Consider the following 6,253-nt stretch of genomic DNA (forward strand, 5'->3'; position numbering starts at 1 on the left):
TGACCGCGTCTCTGCATCGGAATACGCTTCTCGATTTCTCCGAAGAAGCGAGCTTCCTGTTCCGGGCTCGCTGACTTCTTGCGGGCCTCGCCGAGCCGGCTGCCGCCATGCCACCCCGGTGCGATCACGTTGCAGCGGATATTGTCAGCCGCATACTCGACCGCGACTTGCTGGGTGAAACCGACGACCCCGGCCTTCGACGCCGTGTATTCCGCCGAGTTAGACGGAAAGCCGGGATAATACCCACCAAGGCCCATGATCGACGAGATATTGATGATCGAACCGCCGCGAGCGAGCATCTTGGGCAGAGCGGCGCGCGTGACGAGGAATGTCCCGGTCAGGTTGACGTCAATCACGCGGCGCCAGTCGCCGATCGCGACTTCATGGGTTCTCGCCGGCGGAGAAGATATGCCTGCCGAGTTCACCAGGATATCGAGGTTCGGTCCGATGGAACCGATGGCTGACCCGACGGAGCTCTCATCGGATACGTCAACCTGAACAGCGTCTGCGGAGCCGCTTCTCGACCTGATTCCGTCTGCCACTTCTACAGCACGATCAAGATGGACGTCCGCGCAGATGACATGGGCGCCGACTGTGGCAAGTCCTTCGGCGATGACCTGGCCGATGCCGCTGCCCCCGCCGGTGACCATCGCCACTTTCCCGGAAAGCCTGAAAAGCCGGTCGAGAAGCTCCATATCAATCCCCCCTTTGCGGTCAGCCGCGCTATCGGCTTTCTTGTCATGTCCGTGTGGTCCCGCCCGAGGCTTGCGCCCGTTCGACCTCACGCGGCAGAAGGCTGTGATCGATCCAGCCGGGCGCGCTCGCGCGTCTCCTTCCCTCGGGCGCTATGGCTCAACCGCGAACGGAATGCCTGCAGCCCGATAGTCCGCTCCTTCGAGAGGTCCCCACAGGTTCCGCACGCGGCTCTCCGGCCCGAGAGACCAGGTCCGCGGCTTGAAGAGGGCGTCGCAGTCGATCCGCTCCATCTCGATCGAGGTCTCGACGACGCACCCGTTCGGATCAGCGTAGTAACTGAAGATGTTGTCGCCTGCGCCGTGCCGTCCCGGCCCCCACAACATCGTGCGGCCCTTGACGCTCAACGTATCGGCGACCATGGCGATGTCCTCGAAGCAATTGGCATCGAACCCGTAGTGGTGAAGCTTCGCAGGGCCGGTCCCGATCGCGATGGTGTGGTGGAAGCCGTCTGCTGCCCTGAACCACATCAATTCGTCGTTCGTCGTGCGGTCGGAGAGTTTCATCCCGAAGACGTTGGCGCAGAAGTCTCCAAAATCGCGTGCATCTTCGACCCTGACATTCACATGCTCAAGGCGGACAGGGGTCGCGCCGTGACCGATACGGCGCGCTGGCTGGTCGCGTGGAACGGGCGTGTGCACTTCGAAGATGAGCCCGTGCGGTGTTCGCAAGCGCACGGCGCGATCCACATGTGGGAAATAGGAGTGATCGGCGAGGATCTCGCAATGCCGTCCGACCGCTCGGCGTCGAACTTCATCGATCGCCTCGGGATTGGCGGCTTCGAGGCCCACGGCCAGCACTGCGCGCTTTTCGCTTTTGAAGTAGCCCACCTCGTGACGCCGGCTGTTGCATGACAGCGTCACCAGTTCAGTACCGCGCTCGATGATTGCGAGGCCGACAATGTCGGAGAGATCTTGTGCCGAGCCCTCCGGATCTGGCGTTGCCAGAGCGATATGGCCCATCTGACGGATGAGATAAGTCAAGCCTGCCCCCTGTCTCGAGCTGCCGTGGCGGTTCAGATGGCGAAGTCGTCTGCTTCCTTGACGATGCCGTTGCGCAGCACGCCGATGCCGGAAACCTCGACCTCGACGGTATCGCCCGCCTTCATCCACAGAGGCGGCTTATGAAACGCTCCAACACCGCCCGTCGTCCCGGTGATGATGACGTCGCCGGGCTCCAGGGTGATGAAGGAGGAACAATAGGAAACCAGCGTCGGCACGTCGAAGATCAGATCGTCCAGCGTCGCGCTCTGGACTTCCTGGCCATTCAGCCGCGTCTTGAGGGTCTGTGCGGCAACGTCGGGTAGTTCATCCGTCGTCACCATCCAGGGGCCGAAGGCCCCCGTCTTCGAGAAGTTCTTGCCCGGGGCGAATTGCTGGGAGTGACGCTGCCAATCACGCAGGCTTCCATCGTTGTAGCAAGAATAGCCGGCCACACGTTCCATGGCGTGCTGGGGCGAGACGTAACGGCTGCGCTTGCCGATGATGACCGCAAGCTCTCCTTCGTAATCGAACTGGTCCGAGACCTTTGGGCAGACCATGTCTTCGTTCGCGCCGACCTGACTCTCCGCAAAGCGTGTGAAGATCATCGGCTTGGGCGGCATTTCGCGGCCGGTCTCCTTGATGTGGCTTGCGTAGTTCACGCCGACGCAGAAGATCTTCGCGGGATTGGGAATGACCGGCAGCAGACGCACCTCACTCCAGGCGATGGAGGGTGCCTGCCCGGTGCGTGAGCGCGCGAAGGCCAGACCCTGTTCGTCGGCAAGCAGGTCGCGCAGCGAGGAGTAGCGGTCGCCCAGATCGATAATGCCCTGAGGGCTGGCGGCTTCGCCCACGACGAGGCCGAAGCTCTCATGGCCGGCCTGATCTTTGTAGCTCGTTAGTTTCATCGATGTTTCCGTCCCTGTTACCCTGTCGTCGGTCGCTATTTGCCACCGAGAATCGTTACGACCGTCGCGGCTTCCTCGTGTCCAAGAAAACCGCCCCCATTCTCGGCGATAGCCCATCGCGCCGCCGGCACCTGCCGCGCGCCAGCCTCTCCGCGCAGCTGCGTCACGAGCTCGTGGATCTGGACGACGCCCGTAGCGCCGATCGGATGTCCTTTCGACAGCAGGCCACCAGAAGGATTGACGGGGATGCGTCCGCCGAGGCTTGTCGCCCCGGACTCCGTCAGCGGGCCGCCATCGCCCCGGCTGCAAAACCCGAGGTTCTCGACCTGGAGAATTTCAGCGAAAGCGGTCGCATCATGGACCTCGGCGAGGGACATCTCTGCAGGACCCACGCCGGCCTGCTCATAGGCTTTCAAGGCGGCGCGGCGCCCGAGATGCTGATCCAGATCGTCGGGGTGCCGCCGGGTCGACGACGTCAGCGCGCAAGCTGCGACAGGCACCGCCCGGTTCCGGTCGAAGCGCTTCAGCGCTCCGGCGCGGCACAGCACCAAAGCACCGGCCCCATCGCCGATGGGCGCACACATCGCGCGGGTGAACGGCCACGATACCGGCTTGTCCGCCAGAACCTGCTCGACCGTCATGTCGAAGCGGTACTGAGCATCGGGGTTCAGTGTGGAGTTGTGGTGGTTCTTCGCTGCCACCGCCGCGATCTGCCGCTGGGTGGTGCCGAAGCGTGCCATGTGATAGCGGGCAAAGGCGGCGTAGATGTCCATGAAGACGCTTCGCTCAGCCGCGGGCTCGACTGCTGCGGGGATCGGCATGCCTTTGGCGAGAGCCAGCAGGCCTTCGAGCTGATCGTCGAAGTGCAGGACATCTGTGCTGCCCTTGAAGGCAGCGAACATCCCCTGGCGATTGTCCGGGAAGAACATCTTCTCGGCGCCGACGACCAGCGCGACCTCTCCCAAGCCCGCCTTGAGATAAGCCATCGCATTCAAAACGGCCGTGCTGCCACTGGCGCAGGCATTCTCGACATTGGTTATCGGCATCCCCTCGATGCCGGCCTCCCGCAAGGCGACTTCGCCCCGGATCCCGTTTTGCCCTTCCAGTAGCGCTTGGCGCGTATTCGAGAACCATGTGGCTTCGATCGCCGCCGGATCTTCGAGGCCGGCATCGGCGAGCGCCTTTGCGAGTGCCATCGAGGCCAGATCGCGGACCGAGCGCTCTGGCTGCTTCCCGAGGCCGGTCATGCCGCTACCGACGATGAAGATTTGTTCGTCGGAACGCATCAGGCGCTTTCCCTTTCGAGGGCTTCCACGGCCGAAAGCACGTCTCGGCGCGTGACCTTTCCGACGGCGTTGGTCGGCATCTGGTCGAGAAAATGAATGGCCTTTGGTGCCCGCACCGGGCCGACCTCCGCTTTCGCGAAAGCGATCAGTTCCGCCGAACTGGTGAGGTCATCCTCAGGGCGCACAACCGCCGCTTCGACGCGCTCACCCCAGTAATCGTCGGAACGCGAGACCACGACGACGTGTTTCACGCCGGGATGCTTGGCCAACGCCGTCTCCACATCCGAAGGATAGACGTTGAACCCGCCGGAAATGATCACGTCGCGCGAGCGTCCCTTCAGGGTGAGGTAGCCAGCCTGGTCGAAGGACCCGAGGTCTCCGGTGTGAAGCCATCCGTTTACGATGGTTTCGGCCGTCAAGTCGGGACGCCCGAGATAGCCCCGCATGACCAGGTCGCCTCGCACCACCACCTCTCCGACTTCTCCCACCGGCAGGATGCGGCCGTCTGGTCCCATGATCTGGACCTCGTTGTAGGGACAGGGGCGGCCCACGCTCGATCCGTCACCAATCCCGGCGAGTTCACGCGCGGTGATGGCGGTGATCATCGTCGGCGCTTCCGTCTGGCCATAGATCGCCGCCAGGCAAGGCCCCAGGATCTTCTGCACCTGCTCGATTCTGGCCGCCGGCATCGGCGCCGCCCCATAGATCAGGTGGCGCAAGGCGGGATATCGCAGCCCTTTCGCTGCGGCATGGTCCAGCAGCGAATAGATCAGCGTGGGTGGCATGAAGCTCGCGGTAATGCCCATGCGGAGCATGACGTCAGAGATGTGCGGAGCCTTCACTCCGTCGAGAAGTACGTTGCAGCCGCCTGCCGCCAGGACAGGCAGCAGAAACGTGCCGGCACCATGAGTGAGGGGAGCGATCGCCAGCATGCGGTCGTCCTGATCGAAGCCGAAGACGGTCAGCATACTGGCGATGCAGCTCGCAAAGGCCCGATAGGGTTGCATCACGCCCTTGGGACTTCCGGTGGTGCCGCCTGTGAACTTGATGGCCATGATGCCGTCGATCAGATGATCGATGTCGTGAGGATGCCGCGAGTCGTACTGCCGGCAGATCGAGGCGACCGTCTCGTGGCAAGCAGCATCGCCCGCAGCCACAACCAGAGGGCGCTTCGTTGCCGAAAAGAGCGGCAGGAAATCGGCATCGGCAATGACGAGCGACAGTTCCGCCGCCGCCGCAATGCTGGTCAGCTCGTCCCGCGGGATTCGCGGGTTGAGCGGGACCCAGACATGCCCCGATGCGAATACCCCCAGCATCGCGACGACGTGCTGCCAATTGTTGTGGGCACAGATGCCGATGCGTGACTGCGGACTCGCGAAACGCTCCTGCAGATAGGCTGCGAACGCATCCACCTGTGCGACCAGTTCGACATAGGTCAGGCTGTGATCGCCATCGACAACAGCGGCTCCCAAGGGGTTCAGCAGACAGCCGCGATGAAGCATCCTGATCGGTATCATCGCCTGCATGCCGCCCAAGGGCGGTCCTCATTGTCTTGACGAGTGGGCACTCTGGAGTGCGCCCCTAGTTCCATTCATATATTCTAGCATCTTTTCAGCGTCAACCGCTCTTGATGAGGTATGGGCTCTAGGAAGGGAGGCATGATCCTCCTCTGGGGATCTGGCTGTTCACCCGCAGCTTCTAAAAATCTTCTATATCTAACGCTGGACTTCTGGCCGGGATGGTCGAGGCTTGCCGAGGGACGGTGTAGGCCTCGAGAGTAAGCGAACCGATGCGCATCAGGAATTCGATAAGGAAGTTGACATACTAAAACTCTAGAATATAAGAATATGGTGGGTCGGGGATGATCGGATCGATGATGCAGAAGCGACATGAAAACAAGGTGGTGCTGATCACCGGAGGCGCAGCAGGGATCGGTCGCGCCTATGCCAAGCGTGTCGCGGAGGACGGGGCCAAAGTCATCGTCCTTGACCGGATCGCCGCAGACGAGGTCGTCGATGAGATCCGGGATAGCGGAGGCGACGTCTCGGCCTATCGATGCGACATTGGACATGCGGACGAGATCGAGCGGATTTCGCGCGAAATCCTCGCAGCTCACCTCCGATGCGACGTTCTCGTCAATAATGCGGGCATTTTCCCCAGCTGCAGCTTCGAGGAGCTAACCCTGGAGCAATGGCGGCAGATGATGGCGATCAATCTCGATTCGAATTTTTTGCTCGCCAAACAATTCGTGCCCGGCATGCGGGAGCGTCGATGGGGCCGCGTGATCAACACGACGTCAAATTCCTACGCGCAGGTTGCTCCCGGT

6 protein-coding genes are annotated in these 6,253 nt (G+C 62.2%); 1 reads left to right on the plus strand and 5 read right to left on the minus strand.

The annotated features are described in order from the left end of the window. The 5 genes from ACOJTB_RS09105 to ACOJTB_RS09125 form a co-directional block, all read right to left on the minus strand. A partial coding sequence (locus tag ACOJTB_RS09105; RefSeq protein WP_420102208.1) for an SDR family NAD(P)-dependent oxidoreductase occupies nucleotides 1–695 on the minus strand: 695 nt, incomplete at its 3' end. Between the two features lie 150 nt (nucleotides 696–845). Further along, complete coding sequence (locus tag ACOJTB_RS09110) at nucleotides 846–1,736, minus strand: VOC family protein (RefSeq protein ID WP_420102209.1); 891 nt, start codon at nucleotides 1,734–1,736, stop codon at nucleotides 846–848. A gap of 32 nt (nucleotides 1,737–1,768) precedes the next feature. After that, a complete protein-coding gene (locus tag ACOJTB_RS09115) occupies nucleotides 1,769–2,641 on the minus strand; it encodes a fumarylacetoacetate hydrolase family protein (RefSeq protein WP_420102210.1) in 873 nt (290 codons plus the stop codon). 35 nt (nucleotides 2,642–2,676) lie between these two features. Further along, nucleotides 2,677–3,927 (minus strand): thiolase family protein, encoded by a 1,251-nt coding sequence (locus ACOJTB_RS09120; protein ID WP_420102211.1) that lies wholly within the window; start codon nucleotides 3,925–3,927, stop codon nucleotides 2,677–2,679. Further along, entirely contained in the window at nucleotides 3,927–5,453 is a 1,527-nt protein-coding gene (locus ACOJTB_RS09125) for a class I adenylate-forming enzyme family protein (protein ID WP_420102213.1), read from the minus strand. The genes ACOJTB_RS09120 and ACOJTB_RS09125 overlap by 1 nt, the downstream gene beginning before the upstream one ends. Before the next feature lie 335 nt (nucleotides 5,454–5,788). On the opposite strand from ACOJTB_RS09125, the gene ACOJTB_RS09130 reads away from it, so the two are divergent. After that, nucleotides 5,789–6,253: SDR family NAD(P)-dependent oxidoreductase (locus ACOJTB_RS09130; RefSeq protein WP_420102212.1), on the plus strand; the 465-nt coding region annotated here is incomplete at its 3' end.

The organism is Allobosea sp. (assembly GCF_048595345.1).
GTDB lineage: Bacteria > Pseudomonadota > Alphaproteobacteria > Rhizobiales > Beijerinckiaceae > Allobosea.

Excerpts from the sequence above, each read along its gene's own strand:
- ACOJTB_RS09115 (WP_420102210.1), bottom strand. The coding sequence starts at position 2,641 with ATGAAACTAACGAGCTACAAAGATCAGGCCGGCCATGAGAGCTTCGGC.
- ACOJTB_RS09120 (WP_420102211.1), bottom strand. The coding sequence starts at position 3,927 with ATGCGTTCCGACGAACAAATCTTCATCGTCGGTAGCGGCATGACCGGC.
- ACOJTB_RS09125 (WP_420102213.1), bottom strand. The coding sequence starts at position 5,453 with ATGCAGGCGATGATACCGATCAGGATGCTTCATCGCGGCTGTCTGCTG.